This window comes from Streptomyces sp. NBC_00344 (genome assembly GCF_036088315.1).
GTDB lineage: Bacteria > Actinomycetota > Actinomycetes > Streptomycetales > Streptomycetaceae > Streptomyces.
This window is the reverse complement of record NZ_CP107996.1, coordinates 657,860-679,037: the sequence shown is the minus strand read 5'-3', so window position 1 is coordinate 679,037 and position 21,178 is coordinate 657,860. Positions and strand designations below refer to the sequence as shown.

Genomic DNA, 21,178 nt, shown 5'->3' with positions numbered 1-21,178 from the left:
GCCTACTGAACGGTTCTCGCGAGGATGCCCAGGGTGGCGCGCAGCGCGGCTTCGGGGATGACCGGGAAGATGCCCTTGTCGCGGTAGCGCTCCTCGACCTGGCTCCAGTCGTAGTAGGACGTCACCAGCGTCCCGCCGGCACTGGACTCGAGGCGGTAGCCGTACAGGTGCTTGATCGGGGGCTGCACCGTCCCGGAGATCGTCCACTCGATCAGGGCGTCCGGCTCGAGCCGGGTGATGATCACCGTGACGTCGTACTTCCCCATCGGGAAGTCATTGAGTGCCTCCCGGTCCATATGCACGACAAAAGTGTCGCCCACCTGCCGCACGGTGTTCCCGTCAGCGGACTGGAGCATGCCTGAACTGTCGATGTTCACATGGCCGGTGGGGTCGCACAGGAGGGAGAACACCCTGCTGGGGGCCGCCGAGATCTGCCGCTGGACCTCAAAGCGCTCTGTCGTCATGGGCGCCACCCTCGCACGGAGGGCAGGCCCAAAGCGAGCACGGGTCCCGCTGCCCGGATGGCCGCACTACGTCGCCTCCCGCAGCGCCCGGCGGCAGAGCGCGTCGGCGAGGCGGGTGGACTCCGGGAGGCGGTAGTCGGGCGACAGTCGCAGTGTGTGGGCGCAGGCATTGCCGAGACCGACGCGATGGCCCACGGAGACGAAGACCGGCTTGACGCCGTCCTGGGTGCGCAGCGCCCGGCCCACCTCTTCGCCCTCCTCGGTTACCAGAGGCGCGAACTCGCCCCGCCGGAGGCCGGGTTGTTCGTAGGAGAAGGCAAAGGGGTTCTTGGCGACACCTATCACCGGCAGCCCGGTCAGTACGCCCAGGTGACTGGCGAGCCCGAAGCGCCGCGGATGCGCGAGACCGTAGCCGTCGCAGACGACGAGCCCCGGATCGGTCTCGAGTGCTTCCAGCGCCGCCAGGACGGTCGGTATCTCCCGGAACGCCAGGAGCCCGGGGACGTAGGGGAAAGCGACCCGGCCGACCGCGGTGGTCTCTTCGACGACCGCCAGGGTGACGGCGTCCAGGACCACCGCAGCTGCGGCGACCACGTCCCGTTCGTCGTCGTACGCCACATCGACACCGGTGATCAGGCCGGTGCCAGGCGGGGGGCCTGGTTCGTCCAGCACCACGCGGGTCCGCAGCTCGTCCTGGATCGCGCGGGCCGCTGCCTCGTCGGCGGGAGTATCCATGGGTCCACTGTATGAGGGCCCCGCACACCCCATGGAGGCGATACGTGCTCCGGTCGCACCGCCCGAATGGCCCAGCCCCGGTGCCGGTGGGCGCCGCCGCGCGTCGAGAGTGGAGAGGTACGCCCGTAGCCTTTCCCTCCGCCACACCTCTGGAGAACCGATGACCTGCATCAATCGACGTGACATCGGCCTGCTCGTACTGCGCATCGGTACCGGGGCCGTGCTCGCGGCGCACGGGTCGCAGAAGCTGTTCGGCTGGTTCGGCGGCGGAGGCCTCGACGCGACCGCCGCGGGGATGGAGCACATGGGATTCAAGCCCGGGCGCCACAGCGCCGCCGCCGCGGGTCTCGGCGAGGCGGGCGGTGGTGCACTGCTGGCGCTGGGGCTCGCCACGCCCGTAGCCGGGGCCGCGGCCGCGGGCGCCATGGCCGGAGCTGTCGCCGTTCACGCCCCTGCCGGTTTCTTCGCCCAGGGCGGCGGCTTCGAGTACCCCGCCTTTCTGGGCTTCACAGCCGCCGTGATCGGCCTGACGGGGCCGGGCCGCTACTCACTCGACCGGGCCACCTGCCACCGCTTCGACCAGCCCTGGACGGTTGCCGTCGCCTTCACGGGCAGCGCGCTGGCGACGGCGGCCGTGGTCAGCAGGCGGACCAGGGTGCTGGCCGAGGCGAAGACCGCAGCGGACAACGGGGCGGACCCGGAGGGCCAGAACGCTTAGGGGCACAGCACAGGGCCGATGGTTACGGAATGGTGGGCTGCGGACCCGCACTCGCCGGAACGCCGTGTGCCGTCCGTTCACGGACCGTCGACCCCGTCGGCGGTCCGGTGGGGGAGCGCCGACGCCCTCGGGGGTGCGGCAAACGGGCCTCCCGCTCGGGCATCAGGGCCTCCCGCTCGGCTCGAGCCGTCGAACGGTGCGGGAGGCCCTTTTGCCCAAGCGGGCCCTGAGAGCCCCGGACCTGTCAGCTCACCGAGAGGGCGAAGATGTGGATCGCGTCCTCGTCGGGCAGTGTCACCGACTCCACGGTTTTCCCTTCCGTGAGCGGTACGGAGTTGCCGAAGAGTTTGTAGCCGACGCCGAAGTTCGCCGGGCCGTCCGGTGTGTTGCGGTGGTCGGCCGTTGCCACCGTGACGGCCCCGTAGTCGGTGCCCGCCGTGCAGCACCAGTTGGGGAAGCCGAGTTTGCCGGTGCTCCGGCTGCCGTCGGTGTAGGTGACGGTTACCGTTCCTTCGACAGCGCCCGCCTCGGCGCCGAGGAACCAGAGAGCCGGCCCCCGGCCACTGGTGCGGATGACCTGTCCCGCGGCGGAGACGTTGTCCGCACTTCCCGGCTTCGCAGCGGGAAAGGTCCAGCTCACACCGTTCTTGGTGAGCTGTGCGCCCGGTGTGACGCCGACTGCCGCGAGGGCCTGCGCGGAGTAGCTGTCGCCGTCACCGTCGAAGTTGCCCGTGGTGTAGTTGCCATCGGTGGGTGGAGCGGATTCATTGGTGACGCCGGCGTTGTTGAAGGCGGATGCGAGATCCGGGTAAGGCACCACCACCGTGTCTGTTGCCTCTCCGGAAACAGCCCGCTGTCCTGCGGCGCCCGCGCGGTAGTGGGCGGTTGCGGTGAGCGTGCTCGCGGTGGTGCCGGGGTTCGCGTCGGGCCCGGCGGACCGTACGGTCAGCGACGCGGAACGGCCCGGTGCGATCCTGCCGAGACGCGCCCGGGGCGGGGTGAGCGTCCATCCATCAGGTGCGCCGGTCGCCAGCTCGGTGCCGGACAACGCTGTATGACCGTGGTCGGCGACGCTGATCTTCCATGTCGCATGTGTTCCAGCGCCGGAGGTCCGGTGCCAACTGACCGTGGTGGCCGGTGCGGTGTGTGCGGTGGCCCCCTTGCGGACCCGGTACAGGACGGTGCCATGCGCCGGCACGTTCGCCTCGATGGTGCCGGCGGTCTCCGTCGTCCTCTTGGACCAGAGATCCCGCAATGTGTACGACGAGGCCGCCGGAAGTCCTGCTTCAGCCGCCGTGGTGGTGATCGTGCGTGCCTGATCGGAGGAGTTGAACAGAGCGACCGCCCGTTCCCCGCCGGTGAGTTGCTTCGACAGAACGTCGTAACCGTCGCCCTGCTGCACGATCCGGCCCTGCAGCCCGGTCCGGTCCTGGTCCACCGCGATGACGTCGGTGTTTCCTAGCACGGACAGGGCGTCCGGGCCGGCCTTCGTTAGATCAGCGCTGGAAATCAACGGGGCCGCCATGACCGCCCACAGGGACATCTGACTGCGGATCTCATCGCCGGTGAGCCGGGACTGTCCGGCGAGGAGGAAGTCCGGGTCGTTCCAGCGGCCGGGGCTCTGCAGATCGGTGAGCCCCACGTTGTAGTCGTAGTTGTACGTGATCGACGACCACTTGGCACGGGCACTGGCCGGCTCCATCGCGATGTCCGCGCCCTCCCGCCAGAGGTTGCCGACCTGGCCTGACCAGGAGATGACCTTGTGCCAGGTCTCCGGGGTGTCGTACTGGAAGTAGGCGGGGGCCGAGACCGAGAAGACGATCGGCCTCCTGGTGGCGAGAAGCGCTTTGCTCATGTCGGAGTAGACGGACCGGTAGACCTCCTCCTGGGTCTCTCCGGAGCCCGAGGGGACGTTGCATCCGTCCAGTTTGAGATAGTCCACCTTCCAGGAGGCGAAGAGGCGGGCGTCCTGCTCGATGTGACCCCAGGAGCCGGGGTAGCCACCGCAGGTGCTGGTGCCCGCATCCTCGTATATGCCGAACTTCAGCCCTATCGAGTGCAGTTGCTTGCCCAGCCAGGCCATGCCGTGCGGGAAGCGCTGTGCGTCGGCGACGAGATCGCCCCGGGCGTCCCGGCTGTGGGTCATCCAGCAGTCATCCGTGGTGACGGTGTCGTAGCCCTTGGCTGCCAGGCCGGACGAGACCAGCTTGCGGGCGTTGGACAGGACGTCGTTCTCGCTGATGTCGCAGCCGTAGTAGGACCAGTTGTTCCACCCCATCGGGGGAGTGGGCGAGAGGTTGGGGTACGGGGCAGCGGACGGGACGGCGCCGGGCCGTGGTGCCGGGCCGGGCGCCGAAGAAGCCCCGGGGGCACTGGCCGTGGCGCTCAGCACCAGCGCCGCGACCGTGCCGGCCACAGTGACGACCGGACGGCGGAGGGCGCGGGACGTGCTTGTTCTTCCGAGCAAGGCTGCTCTCCCTTGTTCGCACGCGCAGGGGTGGGATGGCGAACACCCTGCCGAGGAAAGCTCGTTGATGCAATATAAAGAGGGATTTCAATCAGAAACACGCATCGAAAGAGGCGACTCATCCTCCTTTCGGAGGTGATATGAGCATTGTGGTGATGGGCTACGGAGTGCGCGTGCCGGTCGGTCACGGCCGTACGCGCTATTCGATGGTCGAGCCGACGCCGGACCGCCGGTTCGTCCGGGCGGTGCAGGGGGATGGGTCGCAGGATGAGCGGTGCCGGGCCGCGCGGGCTCATGGCCACGTCCGCTCTCCACAGCGTCGAGTGCGAGCGGCGCACCACGGTGCGATGTGCGCGGAGCCGTCCTGCCCGGGCTGTCAGCATCTGCGGAAGGGGGGAAGCCCGGTGAGCAACGTCATGCGCCCGGTCGCAGTCGAGGGGGCGTCAGGGGCGTGGCAGAACCACGCGGAGACGGTCAGCGGGCGCAGGGAAGCTGGGGAAGGGCCGGGCATGGTTCACCGGCTGAACGAGCGGGACCGGCGGCCGATATGCCGGCCCCCGCCGGCCTATCGGTCGCCCGGTGAGCTGGGGACGCGGCGGCCGGCGGGTCGAGCTGTCACGGCGAAGAAGTGCTGCGGAGGCGGGTCAGGCGATGGACGCCGAAATGATGGCCGCCACCGCGATGTTGCAGGAGGCCGTGACCCATACCGCCGGGTGCGGCTCCTGCTCGACCAGGGTCGCGCCGAGCTTGCCCGGGGTGACCAGGTCGACGATCAGGAAGGCCACCGCCATCATCACGAGGCCCAGCAGGCCGAACAGGGCCGTCGACGCCAGGCCCTTGCCGAAGTCGTCGTAGGTCGTCCATATCGAAGTGAACACGATCCCGCCTATGCCGAGCAGTGCCGAGCTGAGCAGCGTGGCGGCGTTGCGGTTGCGCTCTTCCCAGATCTGCCGGCCGAGCTTTCCAGGGGTCAGCAGGTCCACCAGGACGATGCCGAGAATCAGCAGCACCACCCCGAGGGCTCCGTAGACGGCGGCGCGGCCAAGTCCGTTGACGATGTCGTTCATGGGAAAGCGTGTCTCCACTGGTCAGGTTGTTCATGGTCAAGGCGACGCAAAACTTATCGCACCCCTGTCGGCGCGGGGCAGACCAAGAACGCGGAATCTTCCGCACGTTGACCGCCGGTCCGGCCCGCCGGGCCGGTGCCACTCACATGTCTGCCACGACTCCTGCCGCAATCGCTGTCGTGCCGCCGCCCGCAACCCCGCACCCCCGGCAGTTCGACGTGCCGTGGTGACCCCTACGGCACCTCTGACCGATCAGGTCTGTGGAAAGACCGGTGGCGCTGTGGTGCCGGCCGGTCCTCGCATGTTCTGCCCGCACGAGCCCGTCGAGTTCGGGATCCTCGATGGCTGGGCTGCCGCACGGTGAGGCGTTACTCCTCACGAGCTTCGCGCTCTGGACACGGCGTGCGCCCGTGCGGTTCGGCAGTGCCGCGCACGGCTGATGAAGTGGCGGACCGTGGAGTCCTGGATGGTGCGCCCTGCGGCCCGTGTGCTCGCCTTCATGAACTGCACCGGCGAAGGGGCGGGAAATGGACGTGTTCTGCGGGATCGACCGGGCGGAGGGACACCACGACGTTGCGGCTGATGCCGACCAACGCTGGCCGCAAGCGCGGCATCGCAGAGGATGCCGAACGTCTTCACACGCTCTTCCGGCAGCCCGCCCGCCAGCCGGCCGCGGTCGAGGAGGCCATGGGCATCCAGGCATCCGGCGAACGCAAGTACGTCGGCCGCCGGTTCGTGAAGAACAACCGGCTCAACCACGCCGGCTACCTGTGGGCCTTCGCCACCCTCAGCCACTCACCCGGCGCCAACGCCCACTACAGCGCCGACGTGAGGCCGGAGACTGGCATGCCCAGCCTTGCGGCGCTTGTTCAACCGCATGCTCGGACAACTCCACCACTGCCTCCAGAACCGGGTGACCTTCGACGCGGCCATCGCTTTCCCCGCAGGGCAGGAGGCCACTGCAGGGTGACCAGAGGTGCTCGAATGGCTCATCACAGCCGGCCGGTGGAAGGACGCCGACCCGGAGATCCTGATCGTGGTGGACGCCGGATACGACGTGCCACGTCTGGCCTTCCTTCTGGAGGATCTGCCGGTGCAGGTGCTGGGCCGGATGCGCTCGGACCGCGTCCTGCGACACGCGGTCCCACCCCGTGAGCTTGCAGTTCGGGGCCGCCCGCCCCGCCACGGCGGCGAGTTCGTCTTCGGTGACCCGGCGACCTGGAACACACCCGACATTCAGACGGTGACCGCGACCCGCCTTTACGGCAGCGCCACCGCACGGGCCTGGGACCGGCTCCACCCGAGACTGACCCACCGCTCGGCCTGGACCGCCGAGCTGGGTGCCCTGCCGGTCATCGAGGGCGCCGTGATCCGTCTGCAGGTCGAGCACCTGCCCAGCGGCGCGACATCGAAGCCGGTCTGGCTGTGGTGGTCAGGCACCGCCGCCACCGTCGACCTGCTCTGGCAGGCATTCCTGCGACGCTTCGACATCGAACACACCTTCCGGCTCTTCAAACAGACCCTGGGCTGGACCTGCCCGAAGATCCGCAGCCCCGAAGCCGCCGATCGCTGGACCTGGCTGATCCTCGCCGCCTTCACCCAGCTCCGGCTCGCACGCCCACTGGCGGCAGACCTCCGACGGCCGTGGGAGAAGCCTGTCCCGCCTGACAGGCTTCTCCCCCGCACGAGTCCGCCGCGACTTTCGGCACCTCCGCACGAAGGCCGCCTGTCCAGCCGAAGCACCGAAAACCGCCCGGCCCGGCCCAGGACGCCCGCCCGGCCGCAAGAACAACCAGCGCACTGCCCGCTATGGCGTGCACACAGTTGGCAGACCAGGCTCCGCGAAGCGACGCACGAAGAAGTCAACGACCCCGCGTCCGCGCCGCACAGGTTAAAGATCAAGTTAGAGCTCGTAAGAGGATCACGGGTGTTGCGCTCCCGGTCCCAGCGTTAGGGTCCCGTCATGGAGATCATCAAGGGTGCAGGCGTGTGGACGCGCCCCGGCGAAGCGGGCAATGACTGGATCGAGCAGCTGCGGACGTCGGATCTGTCGGTGGGAACGTACTGCATCCCGGTCGGCGGGCGTGATGCCCAGAGCCCGCACACCGAGGATGAGATCTATGTCGTCACAGCCGGACGCGCCAAGATCGAAACACCAGGCGGAACGGACGAGGTGAGTCCCGGGACGGTGATCTTCGTGCCGGCCGGTGAAGAACATCGATTCACAGAAGTGGCCGAAGACCTGGTGCTGCTCGTGGTGTTCGGGCCGGCGTATGGCTCGCGCCCGACCAAGTCTTAGCCATCAGGAGGTGGCTCTTCTCAGATGTCGCCAGCAGGTCAGACTGCAGGCCAACGACAAGAAGTCATCGTGGAGTTCGACGCGCCGTTCCCAACGCACGGCGAGGCATTCGGGAGATCTCCTTGGTTCCCGTCCGAGCAGCCACGTGAGTACGTTGGGATTGCGAGGCGCCTATGCCAAGGGGGGCCATGGCGGATCCGGTGAAGGGTGTCCAGGAACCGGAGTACGTCCGGGAGAAGGTGGCCATCCCGTCTCTCGCCTATGTGAAAAAGGCGCTTCTCGTCGCCGACGAGGACCTCGCCCTGGAGATCGCCATGATGGCGGGATGCAGCCTGCGAAACGGCGAGGCGCGGGTGGTGAACGTCAACAGTGTCGTGGCGCGGGACGTCTCCCGGGTGCGTGAGCAGATCCATTCCAACACCCTGAGGCCGGCGAAGCTGAAGCACCGCAAGGTGGGGGAGTTCAGGGAGGCTCCTCTGTCGCGGTCGGTCCGGGAGACGATTGAGCGCTACGAAGCCAAACTCGGCACCACGAGCGACGGCTACCTGCTGCGTGGTCCGGGTGGCTATTTCACGGAAGGCATGGAGCGGCGCCGTGTCAAGAAGCTCTTTGCGAACCTTCCGGCGGAGGAAGGGGCGGGGATGTACGGGCTTCCGGCACTACTTCGCCTCGAACGCTCTCGGAAACGGGATCCCCATCACCGACGTAGCGGAATGGATGGGCCACAAGTCCATCGAGGAGACGTACCGGACCTACCGGCACCCGCTGCCGGGGAGTATCAGCAAGGCCGCTCGGGCCCCGGATGGCGGCCTCTGGGAAGTGGCCTGAGGAGTTGGATGGAAGGCGGAGGGGCCCGCGGTCGGCGGTGCGCAGCAGGGCCGAGCCTCTCTCACGGCGCGGAGCGCTGTGGCTGTCCGAGAGGGGGCCCGGTCCCCGGACCGATCGGGCGATCAGTGGTTGTGGACGCCGTTGGCCGAGAGGACCGGGATTTCGTTCAGGATGTGCGAGAGGGGCTCGTCAGCCTTGGCCTGCCGGTCGCCTCCCGCATCTCCTCCTGCTGTGCCCGGTGCGCGATCAGGGTCGGCGCTTCCACCGCCGAAGGCGGAGGCGGACGCGCCGGGGCCGACCACGGCGGTGCGCTTGCCGTTGTACCGGGCGCGGACGATGTAGTTGCCCCCGAAGGCAAGCCGAGGCGGTTCGGCGAGCTCATGGATGCGTTGGGTGGGAGGACCACCCCCGAGGCTTGACCGACCGAAGCCGAGGAGCCGCCCGGTCTCGGTCACCCACAGGGTGGCGCTCACGGTTGTGGGGCGTGCCGGCCAGGGAGTCCATCGCCAGATCGGCCAGTTCCTCCGCCGGAACCCTGGGACAGAGTGCGGGCGGCAGTACGGAGAGGATGTGCACCACCGTCAGCGCCCCGTGCACCATCATCTGCGCTTCGGGCTCCGACAGCTCGGGTCGGCTGGAACGCAGCAGCACGGCGCACTCCATCGCGAACCCCTCACGCACCTGCTCCAGCCATTCCTGCCGCTCCGCGGGTAGGTGCGCCATCTCGCTGGCCAGCAGCTGGGTGGCACTCGTCCGCAGTCCCCAGAGGGTGGCGTAGGCGCACAGCACCCGCCGAAGCGCCCCCTGCGCCGTCTTGCTCTCGGACAGAGCCCGCACGAGAGCGAAGTGCAGTACTTCCGCTTCCCGGTGCAGTGCTGCCTCCAGGATTTTAGTCTTCCCCGCGAAGTAGGCGAACCCTCCCACGTGTATTCCATTGAACTTTCTCATGCATGGGGCGGACTGCCACCGCGCGACTGCGGCCGGCACCGAATCCTGTGGACGTCCGGGCGGGGACTGCGTCGGCGTCTTTTCACGCCGACGCAGCCCGGTTCACGCTGGGTCAGTCGAAGTACCGTACGACGGCCTCCGCGACACAGTGCGGCTTGCCTCCGGCCCCGGATTCGACGGTAAACGTGATGACGGCCTGCACACCGCCCGGAACGTCTTCGACGGACGTGAGGTCGGCAGTGGCGCGGAGCGCTGTGCCCGCCGGGACGGGAGCGGGGAATCGCACCCGGTTCAGCCCGTAGTTGACCATCATGCTCATGGTGTCGATGCGGTAGCACTCCTCGGCAAACACCGGGAGCAGCGACAGCGTGAGGTAGCCGTGCACGATCGTCGTGCCGAAAGGGCCGTCCGCCGCCCGCGCGGAGTCGACGTGGATCCACTGGTGATCGCCCGTGGCCTCGGCGAACAGGTCCACCCGGTCCTGACCGACGGTGTGCAGGCCGCTGACTCCCAGGCGGGTGCCGACGGCGTCCCTCAGTTCGGCCGGGCTCTTGAAGACTCTCATCGGCTCGCCGTTTCCGGGCGGACGATGTCGCGCTTGAGGATCTTTCCCGTAGCGCCCTTGGGGAGCAAGTCGAGGATCCACACTTCGCGCGGGTACTTGTACGGCGCCACCCGCTCCTTCACGAACTGCTTGAGTTCCCCCGCAGTGGTGCCCGAGCCGTGGCGCAGTGTGACCGCCGCTGCGACCTCCTCGCCGAGCATGGCGTGCGGGACACCGATCACCGCCGCTTCGGCGACCGACGGGTGCTCGTACAGGACCTCCTCGATCTCGCGGGGGTAGATGTTGAACCCGCCGCGGATGACGAGGTCCTTCTTGCGGTCGACGACGAAGTAGTAGCCGTCCGCGTCGACTCGGGCGAGGTCGCCGGTGTGCAGCCAGCCGTCCTGGACGGTCTCGGCGGTGGCTTCGTGTCGGCCCCAGTACCCCTTCATGACGTTGTGGCCGCGCACGCAGAGCTCGCCCACTCCGTCCTTCTCGTCGACGAGGCGCATCTCGACGCCCTCGACCGGGGTGCCGATGGAGCCGGCCTTGCGCGGCTTGTCGGGGTGGTTGAAGGATGCGACGGGGGAGGTCTCGGACATGCCGAAGCCCTCAAGGACGGGGCACTCGAACGCGGCTTCGAAGGCGTGCAGCACCTCTACCGGCAGCGCCGAGCCGCCGGACGCGCACAGGCGCAGCGAGGATGCGTCGACGCCGTCGTGGTTCTGGCCGAGCAGGGCGGCATACATGGTGGGCACGCCCTCGAAGATCGTGATGCGCTCGCGGGCGATCGTCTCCCAGGCCGCGCCCGGCTCGAACCGGGGCAGCAGGACGAGCCGGGCGCCCGCGCCCACGGCCGCGTTCATGGCGCAGGTCTGGCCGAAGGCGTGGAACAGGGGGAGGCACCCCATGACGGCGTCGTCGGGCGTGAGCGCGAAGAGCGAGCATGCCGTGAGGTCGGCGTTGCGCGCCAGGTTCGCGTGGGTGAGCTCGGCGCCCTTGGGGACGCCGGTGGTGCCGGAGGTGTAGAGGATGACGGCGGTGTCGTCCTGGCCGCCACCGGCGGTCGACGCCGGTTCCTCGTAACCGGCCAGGAGCGTGTCCAGGGATCCGGCCTCGATCTTCACGACATGCGCCGGCGTCCCCTCGGCTCCCGCCGTCGCCCTCTCGGCCACCGGTCCGAACGCGAAGATCAGACGTGCCCCGGAATCCCTCAGGTAGTGCGCCACCTCACGTGACTTGAGAAGCGGGTTCATCGGCACCACGATTCCCCCGGCGCGCAGGACCCCGTAGTAGAGGACGGGGAATTCCAGCATATTGGGCAGCATCACCGCGACGCGGTCGCCGGGGACTACGCCCCGTTCGGCGAGCAGCGCGGCCACCCGCCCCGCGAGGTTGTCCAACTGGGCGTAGGTGAGGTGCTGTTCCCCGCTGGACACGGCGGCACGCGCGCCGTACCGATCCGCCGACCGGCTCAAGATGTCGCTGAGATTCATGAGTTCGTCTTCCGTGACGTCGAAGGAGCGGGGCATCAGCCGCGCAGTGCGGAGGAGAAGACGGCGGGCAGCCGCATGAGGCCGGGGGCGGCGGTGAACCGGGTCACGCGCTGGATGGTGGTCAGGGCGGTGCGGTTGGTGACGAAGTAGGGCGGCTTCGGCGAGAGTGACGGGGAGCCGCCGAACAGGCCGCGCGGAGCGGGGGCGAACGGAGCGCGCAGCACCGTCTTCTCGATGTCCTCGAGCAGGAACGCGTTGTGGACGAACCCGACGCCGCTGCCGATGTCCTGGCGGGTATGGCCCGGGTGGGCGCCCCATGGAGTGAAGCCGAGCAGGAAGCCGATCGCCGACCAGCAGTTGACCCCGAGCGTGCCGTAGCGCAGGTCGGCGACGGCGCGGTCCACCAGGTCCCGTTCCGCCTTCTCGGTCCTGGGATGGACGATGAGGGTGGCGCCGAGCGTGCCCGGGAGCGTGTTGTTGGCGAAGTCGACGGCGCCGGGCAAGAATTCGGCGGCCGTGGCGCCGGGAAGGCGGACGACTCCGAGGGCACTGGCGAAGACCTCGTCGGTGATCATTACGTCATCGTGTGCGGCGATGTCCGGGACCAGGACCCGGCACTCTCCCTCGCCATAGGTCTCCGCATCGGGGTGGGCCTTCAGAACCGCCGCGATACGCCGGTCCGCCCCCGGGTAGTAGTCGCCGCGCGCCGGGAGTTCACGCAGCACCGCACGGATGGCGTCGAGGAGTTTCGCGGTGCCATCCCACTCGCGGGGCAGTACGAGGATCTGGCTGGCGATGCAGTTGTGGCCCGAGTTGTTCATCTTGCTGGTGACGATGTGCTCGGCCTGGAAGCGGAAGTCCGCCTCGCTCCACGGCCCCGGGGCAACGATGCAGGGGCTGATCCCGCCGAGTTCGCTGGTGAACGGCTTGGTGACCAGCGGGGTGTCGGACGTGCGACGCTCCTCGGCACGGTCGTCGGTGCCCCAGACGATCGCGTCGTGGGTGCGGCCACTGCCGGTGACGTGGATTTCGTCGATGCCTTCGTGGGTGGCGAGGTAGCCGCCCTCGGCGGCACCGCCGTCGACGAAGCGGAGCCATCCGCACTCGATGAACTCCGCGAATATCTTCTCGAAGTGCGGGCGGACGTAGGCGTTGACCGGGTTCATCTTCGCGAGGACGACCTGGCCCTCGGCGTAGAGCTTGTGGAGGATGTCGAGGGCGGTGATCGCGGCGACATTTCCCGCGCCGAGGACCAGAGCCACGGCCGTGCGGCCGGGCCTGCCGCGGTACTCGCCCGCCGCCCGCTCGATCGCCTGCGCCGGGGTGGTTCCGGGGGTCAGCCACACCTGGGCGGTGAAGCCGTTGAGCAGCAAGGCGTCCCAGCCGGTGCCGGGGAAGACGTCGACCAGGGTTCGGTCACCGCGCTCGTGCACAGCGCCGCTCGCGACGGGTTCCTTCCCTGCGGCGATCCGGCGCAGGACGTGAAGGTACGCACCGATGTTCTGGACCACGGCCCAGGGGCCGGTGGTCCAGTCCTCGGCAGCCCAGGGCGACGCCGGGTCGTAGCCTTTGGCGTGGGCTCCGGCAGCGGCGAGTGCCGAGGCGTTCTCGATGACCTTCGGCATCATGCGTTCGAGCAGCGCGATGCGTTCGGCGAGGGGAACTGCGGTCCAGGTCCGGCTGCCGGACCGCAGCTCGGCGACAGCACGGTCCAAGACGGCGCAGTCCAGCTCGGGGGCGGTCTCTGTGCTCACAGCTTGGCTCCTTCTACGGGGGTGGGGGGATTTGCTGTACGGCCGGGGTCAGGACGCCTTGAGGGCGGCGCGCTTGCGCCGGATGATCGGCATGACGTCGCGGCCGAAGCGCTCCGCGGCGTCGTCATGCGGGTAGCCGGAGAGGCAGAAGTGCGTGCAGCCTGCGTCGACGAAGTCCAGGAGGGTGTCGGCCACTTGCTCGGGATTGCCCACGACCGCGACGCCGGCTCCCGGACGTACGCTCGAAATGCCACTCCACAGGTGCGGGGCGATGCGGTAGTTGTCCGCCTGGACGAGCTCACGCATCCGGTCCTGGGCGCGGGACTCGGTCCAGTCGCCGTTCCACTTCTGCTGACCGACGGGTCCGGCGATGAGGTCCTCGGCCGCAGCCCAGGCTTCCTCCTCCGTGTCACGGACGATGGTCTGCAGGCGCATGCCGTAGCCGAGTTGGTCGGCGCGGCCGTAGTGGGCGGCGCGCTCCTTCGCCTTGGCGATGTTCGTGGCGATGTTCTCCGGGGTGTCGCCCCAGAACAGATAGACGTCCGCGTGCTTGGCGCAGATCTCCCTCGCGCTGTCCGAGAGACCGCCGAGGAAGAACTGGGGGAAAGGCTTCTGGTAGGGCTTGGGCTTGACGACCGCTCCTTCGACGGTGAAGAACTTGCCCTTGTGGTCGACGGGTTCGTCCTCGGTCCACACCCGCTTCATCAGGGTGACCGTCTCGTCCATGATCTCGTAGCGCTCGTCGTGCTCGTGGAACATGCCGTCGGCCGCCGCCTCGCGCGGCGATCCGCCCGCGATCAGGTTGACGGCGACGCGTCCGCCGGACAGCTGGTCGAATGTACTGATCATCTTGGCGGTGACCGTGGGCGCGATCAGCCCGGGCCGGGCGGCCACGAGCAGGGTGAGCGAGGTGGTACGTGCGGCGATCATGGCGCAGCTGATCCATGCCTCGTAGCACTCGGTCTGCACAGGAACGAGGGCGTACTCCATGCCGGCCTTCTCGGCGGCCTGGGCGACCCGCACGAACATCTCCATGTTCGGCTCTATCCGGGCGGAGGGGTCGCCGAACGCGGCGGTGTCGCCCATGGTGGGGATGAACCAGCCGAAATGCAGTCCGTCGGGGGCGGACGCGGGGGCTGCAGCGGGCTGACGGGACGATACGGACATAGTTCTCTCCCTGTGTTCTCGAGCGGTGGCCACGAGCGCGACGGCGGAGATCCGTGGCGGACCGGGCTCAGCGCCCCAGGGGGAGATCTCTCTCCGTACCGGGGGGCACGGCAGCCATGATCATGCCGACGACGAACTCGACCGAGCGCTCGTCCACGCCCTTCTGTTCGATGATGGAGCGGTAGTAGAAGGAGCCATTGATCATCGCGGCGAGCAGCTCGACATCCGTGTCGGGCCGCACCTCGCCCCGGGCGATCCCGCGCTGGATGATGAGGCGCATCGCGGCCGGGAAGCGGTCGATGAACGGCTGGACCTCACCGTGGAATTCCTCGTCCTCGGTGCAGGCGGCGATCATGCCGGCCATGATGCGCCGCACCCTGGGGCTGCGGTACATCTCGCCACGGTTGCGCAGGAACTCCGTGACCTCGGCCTTGAACGAGCCAAGGTCGGGAATGTCCGCCGGTGCGACGAACCGCTCGATCGCCGTGATGAGCAGTTCACGCTTGGCCGACCAGCGTCGATAGACGGTCGGCTTGCTGACTCCGGCGCGGGCGGCGACGGCGTCGATGGTGACTGCCGCGAAGCCGACCTCGCCCCACAGCTCCAGTGTCGCGTCCAGGATGACGCCCGTGGTGCTGTCGTCCAGAGGGCGCCCACGGCGCCGTTCCTGCTGCCGTGACACGTTGACTCCCTCTGAGCTCTCCGCTGACAAACGTGACGCTAGCGTTTCGTAACTCTCATCGCAATGGGGGCGCTGCGGTTTCCTTCCGGGATCCGGACTGATCCAGCAGTACCAAAGTTTTTTGGGACCGATGTGACCAGTGAGAAGTCTCGTTTCGCGGAGGATCGTCGCGTCAGGGGTATTGACGAAACGAAACAGTGTCGTAATTCTTTCGTCTCACGCCGTAGGCCCGAAGATGCACCGGGCCGCGGTTGCGTCGGCTGCACCCCAGTCCGACGTCCCCCGAAGCCGCTGATCTGCGCGCTCGAGATGGGAGAGCCATGCCTGCCCAGTCCTCACCCCCTCCGGACGCCCGCCGCGCCTGGGCCGTGGCCGCACTCCTGTGCGTGCTCATGGCCGTCAACTTCGCCGACAAGAGTGTCCTCGGTCTCTCGGCGGACGACCTCACCGAGGAACTCGGTCTGACAGCGCGGCAGTTCGGCCTCGCCGGGAGCATCTTCTTCCTGTTGTTCGGTATCACGGGTGTCGTCGTCGGATTCCTCGGCAACCGGGTCACCAGCACGCGCCTGTTGCTCACCGTGGCCCTCGCCTGGTCGGCGGCCATGGGGCCGCTCCTGCTCTATCCCACCTTCGTGACCCTGCTGATCAGCCGCCTGCTGCTCGGTGCGGCCGAGGGCCCGACGTCCCCGGCCGCTGGCCACGCGATCCACAAGTGGTTCCCCGAGTCGCGGCGCGCCGTGCCCACGTCGCTCATCTTCGTGGGTGCCTCGGCCGGTGTCGCGATCTCCGCGCCCGTGCTCACCTACTTGATCGAGCACCATGGATGGGCCTCCGCATACTGGGCCCTGGCCCTCCTGGGCATCGCGTGGTCGGCGGCCTGGCTGCTGGTCGGGCGGGACGGCCCGTACACCACGTACGCTGCGGCGTCGGACCTGTCGCCGGCCGCGTCCACCGATCCCGCCGAGCGGCGCACGCCGTATCGCAAACTGTTCGCTGCGTCCGGCTGGTGGGGGCCACTGCTGGCGCTGGCACCGGGCTACTTCGCCATGGCCCTGTTCAGCGTCTGGGGTCCGAGCTACCTCGGCGCCGTGCTCGGCTATTCGAAGCAGTCGGTGGGGCTCCTCATCGGCTTCTACGGACTGGTCGCCGGCGCGGCCCAGATCGGTCTCAGCTGGCTCAGCGGACGGTTGATCAGGTCGGGGATGTCCACTCGATGGGCTCGAGGCGCCTATACGGGCGGCACGGTCGCCCTCAGCGGAATCCTGCTCATCGCCTCGATGGCGGCGCACCGCAGCGAAGCGTCCGCGTGGCTGATGCTGGTGGCCTTCGGGCTCGCCAACAGCATGTACACCATCGGCTATCTGCTCGTCTCCGAGACCTCTCCGGTACGCCAGCGCAGCGCGATGCTCGCGAGCTTCAACTCCGCGATGACGGCGGGCGCCGTGCTCGCGCCCTTCCTCGGCGGCCTGTTGGTGCAGCAGGCCCCCACGGAGACCGAGGGCTTCCGGGCTGCCTTCCTGCTCGCCGGTTTGCTGCTCCTCGTGGGCGGCCTGGCAGCGGCTTGGTTCACCGATCCGGTACGGGACGCCAGGCGTCTCGGCCTGCGAAACGCCGAGGCACCGATGCCGACATCCACGTCCGTCCCCAGCCCTTCCTAGATCAAGGAGTACGTCATATGTCAGACCGTAAGCAGAGCCTGGCCGCAACCTGGGACTCCGTGTGGAACCGGGGCGAGGTCGACGACCTCGACAGCCTGCTCAAGCCCGGTTACGTACGCCACTCCAGCATCGCCGACCACAGCGCCACTCAGCTCAAGGGCTCGGTCGTCGCCGCAAGGCTCGCGTTCCCCGACCTTCATGTGTCCATTGAGGACAGTGTCGCCGAGGGGGACCGCCTCGCGACCCGCTGGCACGGCTCGGCGACCCACACCGGCTCCTACCTCGGCGTCCCTCCGACCGGCCGCGCCCTCACCGTCTCCGGGGTCACCATCTCCCGATTCGAGGGCGCCACCATCGCCGAGGAGTGGGTCACCTGGGACCCGAGGGGACTGCTCGGGGCGCTCGGAATCATCTCCCTCGGCAACGCCGCCTGACCACGAACCACACAGCACAGACAGGAGTACTCCGTGAGCACCGCCGTCGCGAGCAACACCGTCGACCCGGCCGATCTCAAGGGCGTTCACCGCACCTTCGTCACCGGCGTCACCGTCGTCACCACCCAGCATGAGGGCACCCCCCGAGGACTGGCCGTCAACGCTTTCTCCAGCATCTCCCTGGACCCCCCGCTCGTCATGGTCTGCGTTCAGAAGACCTCGTCGACGTACGAATCCCTCTTTGCGTCCCGCCACTTGGCGATCAATATCCTCGCCGCCGACCAGCTCGGCGTCGCTGGGACGTTCGCGGGCAAGAGCCAGGACAAGTTCTCCGAGATCCGCTGGCACCCCGGGACCCACGGCTCACCCGTCGTCGACGGTGCGTGCGCCCACGTGGAGGCTGAGATCTGCGAGCGCCTCCAGACGGACACGCACACCGTCTTCATCGCCCGCGTCCTTGAGGCCGAGCACTCCGACCGTGCGCCCCTCGTCTACAGCGCGGGCAGCTTCTACGACGGCGGCAGGCTCGCGCCGGCAGAGACAGCCTGATCGGCTGACTCGAACCCTGTCCGTCCGTCACCTGCTGTTAGGTGCAGCGTTCCGTGTCCAGGACCGTCGAGTGCTGGGGTCTGCCCCGTTTCGCGGGCGAGATCCTCAAGCAGTACGAAGAATCGGGAGCAGGGGTGCATTTTCCGCATCCCGAAAGGCGCCTGACTGGGAAATTCCCTGGCCAGGCGCCATCCGCCTCGGTCTGCAAGAAGCAGGCGCGCCAAGGGAGTCCCAGGAGGAGGTGGCCGAGACGTTGCAGAGTCCGGGGTGTACCTGGGCTTGAGCGGACCGCGGTAGCACCAACCGTAGGCGCGAGCACCCGCCGCATCCTTGTCTCCGCGGTGCGCCTGACCAGAGGCTCCGCCGCCTTCAACACGGCCCCGGCAGAGGGCTCGGCGCCGGCCCTCGGGGGGTTGACACGCCGGGAGGCGCTGGACACAGTGAGCTGCCGTGGATCACATAGTGGGGCGTTCGGACCTGCGGGAATCGGCAACGAGCCGCCTGGCGGCGGGCGGAAGCGTGCTGCTGTCCGGCCCTGCTGGGATCGGCAAGACCACAGTCATCGCCGCGATCGCCGCCGAGGCCGAGACGGAGGCGCGGGTCTTGCGCAGTGCGCCGACACCGGCCGATGCCACAGTCCCCTTCCTCACCCTCATTGACCTGGTCGCCCCGATCGCCGATGGGTTCGCGGCATCGCTGCCGGCTCCGCAGGCCCGGACCATCGACCTACTGCTGCACCGGACCCCCGGGGGAGCCGTGGACCGGCTCGCCGTCCGATTGAGCGTGCTGGGAGCGTTCAGCGCGGCGACCCGACAGGCTCCGCTGCTGCTCGTGCTGGACGATCTCCAGTGCGTGGACGCCGAGAGCGCCGACGTGCTCGGGTTCCTGGTCCGGCGCGTCGAGGGCCGGGCGCTGCGAGTGCTCGCCGGCGAACGGGTGTCGGACCACGGGGAAGCGGAGCACCAGGCGCTGTGCGTTCCGCCCCTGCTGGAGCTGCGGGTGGGCCCCATGTCAGCGGCCGATATCGCTCAGGTGGTCAAGCTGAGGACCGCGACCGACCTCCCGGCCGCCGCACTGCGTGACATCCACGCCGTCAGCGGCGGCAACCCCCTGTTTGCCGTGGAGTTGGCCCGCGCGCTCGCCCGCCGGGGCGAGCCCTTCACAGCCGGTCGGTCGATGCCTGTACCGCGACGTCTGCGGACGCTGATGGCCGAGCGGCTGGACCGGCTCGGCGGCACCGCACGGGAGACCCTGCTCGTGGCGGCCGCCCTGGCCCGGCCGACACCCTGGCTGCTCACCCGGGCCGGACGCGGCGAGGCCGAGCAGGATCTCGAACAGGCGGCTCTTCTCCAGGTGGCCGACACCGACGAGGACGGCGTCGTGCGCTTCGCCCACCCGTTGCTCGCCGCGACCCTCTATGACAGTGCGACCGGGATCTGCCGACGCGCTGTCCACGCCCAACTCGCCCAGGTGGTGCCGGATCCGGTGGAACGGGCCCGGCACCTGGCGCTTGCCGGCTCGCAGGCCGCGGAGCCGGTGGCCCGTTCGCTCATCGACGCCGCGATGGTGTCGCGCGGGCGCGGTGCGGCTGCGGTGGCCGCACAACTGGCGTCCCTGGCCGCGGACAGAACTCCCCGGGAGACGGCCGAACTCGCTGCCGAGCGGCGGCTGTTCGCCGCCGAGTGCGCGATGATGGCCGGACTCTACGACGACGCCCGACGCACCGCGGAGCGGGTGCTCGAAACGGCCGAGCTCCCGGCCAACCGGGTTGGCGCGCGGCTGCTCCTGATCGACTCGTCAGGGCAGGCGATCGCCCGGGGCGACTCGGGCCGGCTGTTCGACGAGGCTCTGGCCGACGCCGGGGCCGACCCGGTACTCCAGGCCTCGGTGCGCGTGCGCCTGGCCTTGCGTGAACTCGCCGGCGGAAGTCTCATCGCCGCCGAGTCCGAGGCGTCCTGCGCGGCTGCCCTGGCCGCCCAGGGCGGAGCCGACCCGCAGGTGTCCCTGCGCACGGAGCGGCTCGCGCTTGAGGTGCTGGCGGCAGTGCAGACCTGGCGGGGGGACCCCGCAGCCGCCGATACCGCGGAGCGCGCTGTCGCTCTGAGCGCGGGTAGCGAGGACCTCGGTAACAGCCCCCACCTGGTGCGGGCCCGGCTGCGGTTCCTCACGGACCGACCGGCCGAGGCCCGGGCGGAGCTCGAACAGCTGATGACGGACGCCGAACGCCAAGGGCGCACCGACCACGTCTGGTCCTCCCTGGTCAGCCTTGTGGAGGTGGAAGCCCGTACGGGTAACTGCGGCCGGGCCCTGCGCCTGGCCCGCAGGACGCTGCAGCTCGCCGGGGACGCGGAGTTGAGCCGCGGTCCCGCGCTGTATGTCTCGGCCCTGGCCGAGGCTTCAGGCGGGAGTGCTTTCCGTGCGGCCGAGTTGGCCGCCGAGGGAGTTGCCGCCGCCGAGGCGGACGGCGACCGGCTGTACCTCCTGCGCAACTTGGCAGTCCAGGGCCATGCAGCTCTGGTGCTCGCCACACCGGGCGCCGCACTTGGGCCGCTGCGGAGGGCGGCCGATTTGTACCGGGACCTGCAGTTGGGCGAACCCGGCATCTCGCTGTGGCACGCGGACCTGGCGGAGGCACTGATCACCGTCGGCGAGCACGAGGAGGCAGCCGAACTTCTCGACCTGGTAGGCGCGCAGGCACGACGCCTTCGCCGCCGCGGCGTACTGGCCTGCCTGGACCGCGCCGCTGCCCTGCAGAAGGCAGCGATGGGCAACCCCGCCGAGGCGGCCGACGAGCTGCGCGCCGTCGCGGAGCAACTGGGCTCCCTGCCCATGCCGTTGGAGCTCGGGCGGACTCTTCTGGCGATCGGCCAGGTCGAACGGCGCTCCCGGCGCCGCGCCCGGGCCCGGGAGGCACTGGGTCATGCGGGGGAGGTCTTCGCGGCTGCCGGAGCCGCGCCGTGGCAGGCCCGGACGCGGGGCGAACTGGACCGGATCGGGGTGCGAACCGGGTCCTCGGATGCGGGTCTGCTCACCGATGACGAGACCCGGGTGGCGCGGATGGCCGCCGGCGGCGCGACCAACGCGGAGATCGCTGCCGCCCTGTTCGTCAGCATCAAGACCGTCGAGACCAAGCTGTCCCGCGTCTACACCAAGCTCGGCATCCGCTCCCGGGTGGGACTCGCGGCCAACCTCCCCAAGAACTGACCCTGTTCGACGCAAGGGACTCCCCTCATTCATTCGGCGTGCCTCTCTCCTAGCGTGGGCACCGCCGGGGCCGTCCCGGCTGTGGTGCCCCCTGCGCCACACCCCCAACGCCGTCGGCCGGTCCTGCCACCTGGAGTTGTACCGGCCGCCGATCCGGACCGGCC

Annotated in this window: 16 protein-coding genes and 3 pseudogenes; 8 read left to right on the top strand and 11 right to left on the bottom strand. The window is 69.1% G+C overall.

What is annotated here, in order from left to right; genetic code table 11:
- Positions 1-2 precede the first annotated feature (2 nt).
- Positions 3-464, bottom strand: coding sequence for a polyketide cyclase (locus OHS16_RS03190; RefSeq protein WP_328535605.1), 462 nt, complete (start codon positions 462-464; stop codon positions 3-5).
- Between the two features lie 66 nt (positions 465-530).
- Entirely contained in the window at positions 531-1,199 is a 669-nt protein-coding gene (locus OHS16_RS03185; protein ID WP_328535604.1) for an endonuclease V, read from the bottom strand.
- Positions 1,200-1,359: 160 nt separating this feature from the next.
- Here OHS16_RS03185 and OHS16_RS03180 point away from each other — a divergent pair, with 160 nt between their 5' ends.
- Complete coding sequence (locus OHS16_RS03180; protein ID WP_328535603.1) at positions 1,360-1,917, top strand: DoxX family protein; 558 nt, start codon at positions 1,360-1,362, stop codon at positions 1,915-1,917.
- A gap of 244 nt (positions 1,918-2,161) precedes the next feature.
- Here OHS16_RS03180 and OHS16_RS03175 read toward each other — a convergent pair whose 3' ends face one another.
- Positions 2,162-4,384 carry an NEW3 domain-containing protein gene (locus OHS16_RS03175; protein WP_328535602.1) on the bottom strand — a complete coding sequence of 741 codons (2,223 nt, stop codon included), beginning with the start codon at positions 4,382-4,384 and terminating at the stop codon, positions 2,162-2,164.
- A 644-nt stretch (positions 4,385-5,028) separates the two neighbouring features.
- Positions 5,029-5,451 carry a DUF350 domain-containing protein gene (locus OHS16_RS03170; protein ID WP_328535601.1) on the bottom strand — a complete coding sequence of 141 codons (423 nt, stop codon included), beginning with the start codon at positions 5,449-5,451 and terminating at the stop codon, positions 5,029-5,031.
- A gap of 696 nt (positions 5,452-6,147) precedes the next feature.
- On the opposite strand from OHS16_RS03170, the pseudogene OHS16_RS03165 reads away from it, so the two are divergent.
- The 3 genes and pseudogenes from OHS16_RS03165 to OHS16_RS03155 form a co-directional block, all read left to right on the top strand.
- Positions 6,148-6,421 (top strand): annotated as a pseudogene (locus OHS16_RS03165) (IS110 family transposase); the annotation flags it as partial.
- Positions 6,422-6,424: 3 nt separating this feature from the next.
- Positions 6,425-7,346 (top strand): annotated as a pseudogene (locus OHS16_RS03160) (transposase); the annotation flags it as partial.
- Between the two features lie 68 nt (positions 7,347-7,414).
- The gene (locus OHS16_RS03155) at positions 7,415-7,750 is read left to right on the top strand and encodes a cupin domain-containing protein (RefSeq protein WP_328535600.1); all 336 of its coding nucleotides are present in this window, start codon (positions 7,415-7,417) and stop codon (positions 7,748-7,750) included.
- Positions 7,751-8,700: 950 nt separating this feature from the next.
- Here the strand turns inward: OHS16_RS03155 and OHS16_RS03145 are convergent.
- The 7 genes and pseudogenes from OHS16_RS03145 to OHS16_RS03115 all read right to left on the bottom strand — a co-directional run.
- Positions 8,701-8,796: pseudogene (locus tag OHS16_RS03145) on the bottom strand (rodlin); the annotation flags it as partial.
- Positions 8,797-8,956: 160 nt separating this feature from the next.
- Complete coding sequence (locus OHS16_RS03140; protein WP_328535599.1) at positions 8,957-9,502, bottom strand: hypothetical protein; 546 nt, start codon at positions 9,500-9,502, stop codon at positions 8,957-8,959.
- Between the two features lie 136 nt (positions 9,503-9,638).
- Positions 9,639-10,091, bottom strand: coding sequence for a MaoC family dehydratase (locus tag OHS16_RS03135; RefSeq protein ID WP_328535598.1), 453 nt, complete (start codon positions 10,089-10,091; stop codon positions 9,639-9,641).
- Positions 10,088-11,566 (bottom strand): long-chain-fatty-acid--CoA ligase, encoded by a 1,479-nt coding sequence (locus OHS16_RS03130; protein WP_328535597.1) that lies wholly within the window; start codon positions 11,564-11,566, stop codon positions 10,088-10,090. Before OHS16_RS03130 ends, OHS16_RS03135 begins: the two co-directional genes overlap by 4 nt.
- 35 nt (positions 11,567-11,601) lie before the next feature.
- Positions 11,602-13,320, bottom strand: coding sequence for an aldehyde dehydrogenase family protein (locus OHS16_RS03125; RefSeq protein ID WP_328535596.1), 1,719 nt, complete (start codon positions 13,318-13,320; stop codon positions 11,602-11,604).
- Positions 13,321-13,368: 48 nt separating this feature from the next.
- On the bottom strand, positions 13,369-14,487 hold the full coding sequence (locus tag OHS16_RS03120; RefSeq protein WP_328535595.1) for an LLM class flavin-dependent oxidoreductase: 1,119 nt from the start codon (positions 14,485-14,487) through the stop codon (positions 13,369-13,371).
- A 67-nt stretch (positions 14,488-14,554) separates the two neighbouring features.
- The gene (locus OHS16_RS03115) at positions 14,555-15,169 is read right to left on the bottom strand and encodes a TetR/AcrR family transcriptional regulator (RefSeq protein WP_328535594.1); all 615 of its coding nucleotides are present in this window, start codon (positions 15,167-15,169) and stop codon (positions 14,555-14,557) included.
- A gap of 320 nt (positions 15,170-15,489) precedes the next feature.
- On the opposite strand from OHS16_RS03115, the gene OHS16_RS03110 reads away from it, so the two are divergent.
- The 4 genes from OHS16_RS03110 to OHS16_RS03095 all read left to right on the top strand — a co-directional run bounded on the left by OHS16_RS03110 (position 15,490) and on the right by OHS16_RS03095 (position 21,014).
- On the top strand, positions 15,490-16,827 hold the full coding sequence (locus tag OHS16_RS03110; RefSeq protein WP_328535593.1) for an MFS transporter: 1,338 nt from the start codon (positions 15,490-15,492) through the stop codon (positions 16,825-16,827).
- 17 nt (positions 16,828-16,844) lie between these two features.
- Complete coding sequence (locus OHS16_RS03105; RefSeq protein WP_328535592.1) at positions 16,845-17,261, top strand: ester cyclase; 417 nt, start codon at positions 16,845-16,847, stop codon at positions 17,259-17,261.
- Positions 17,262-17,294: 33 nt separating this feature from the next.
- A complete protein-coding gene (locus tag OHS16_RS03100; RefSeq protein WP_328535591.1) occupies positions 17,295-17,810 on the top strand; it encodes a flavin reductase family protein in 516 nt (171 codons plus the stop codon).
- Between the two features lie 450 nt (positions 17,811-18,260).
- Positions 18,261-21,014 (top strand): helix-turn-helix transcriptional regulator, encoded by a 2,754-nt coding sequence (locus OHS16_RS03095; RefSeq protein WP_328535590.1) that lies wholly within the window; start codon positions 18,261-18,263, stop codon positions 21,012-21,014.
- Positions 21,015-21,178 lie beyond the last annotated feature (164 nt).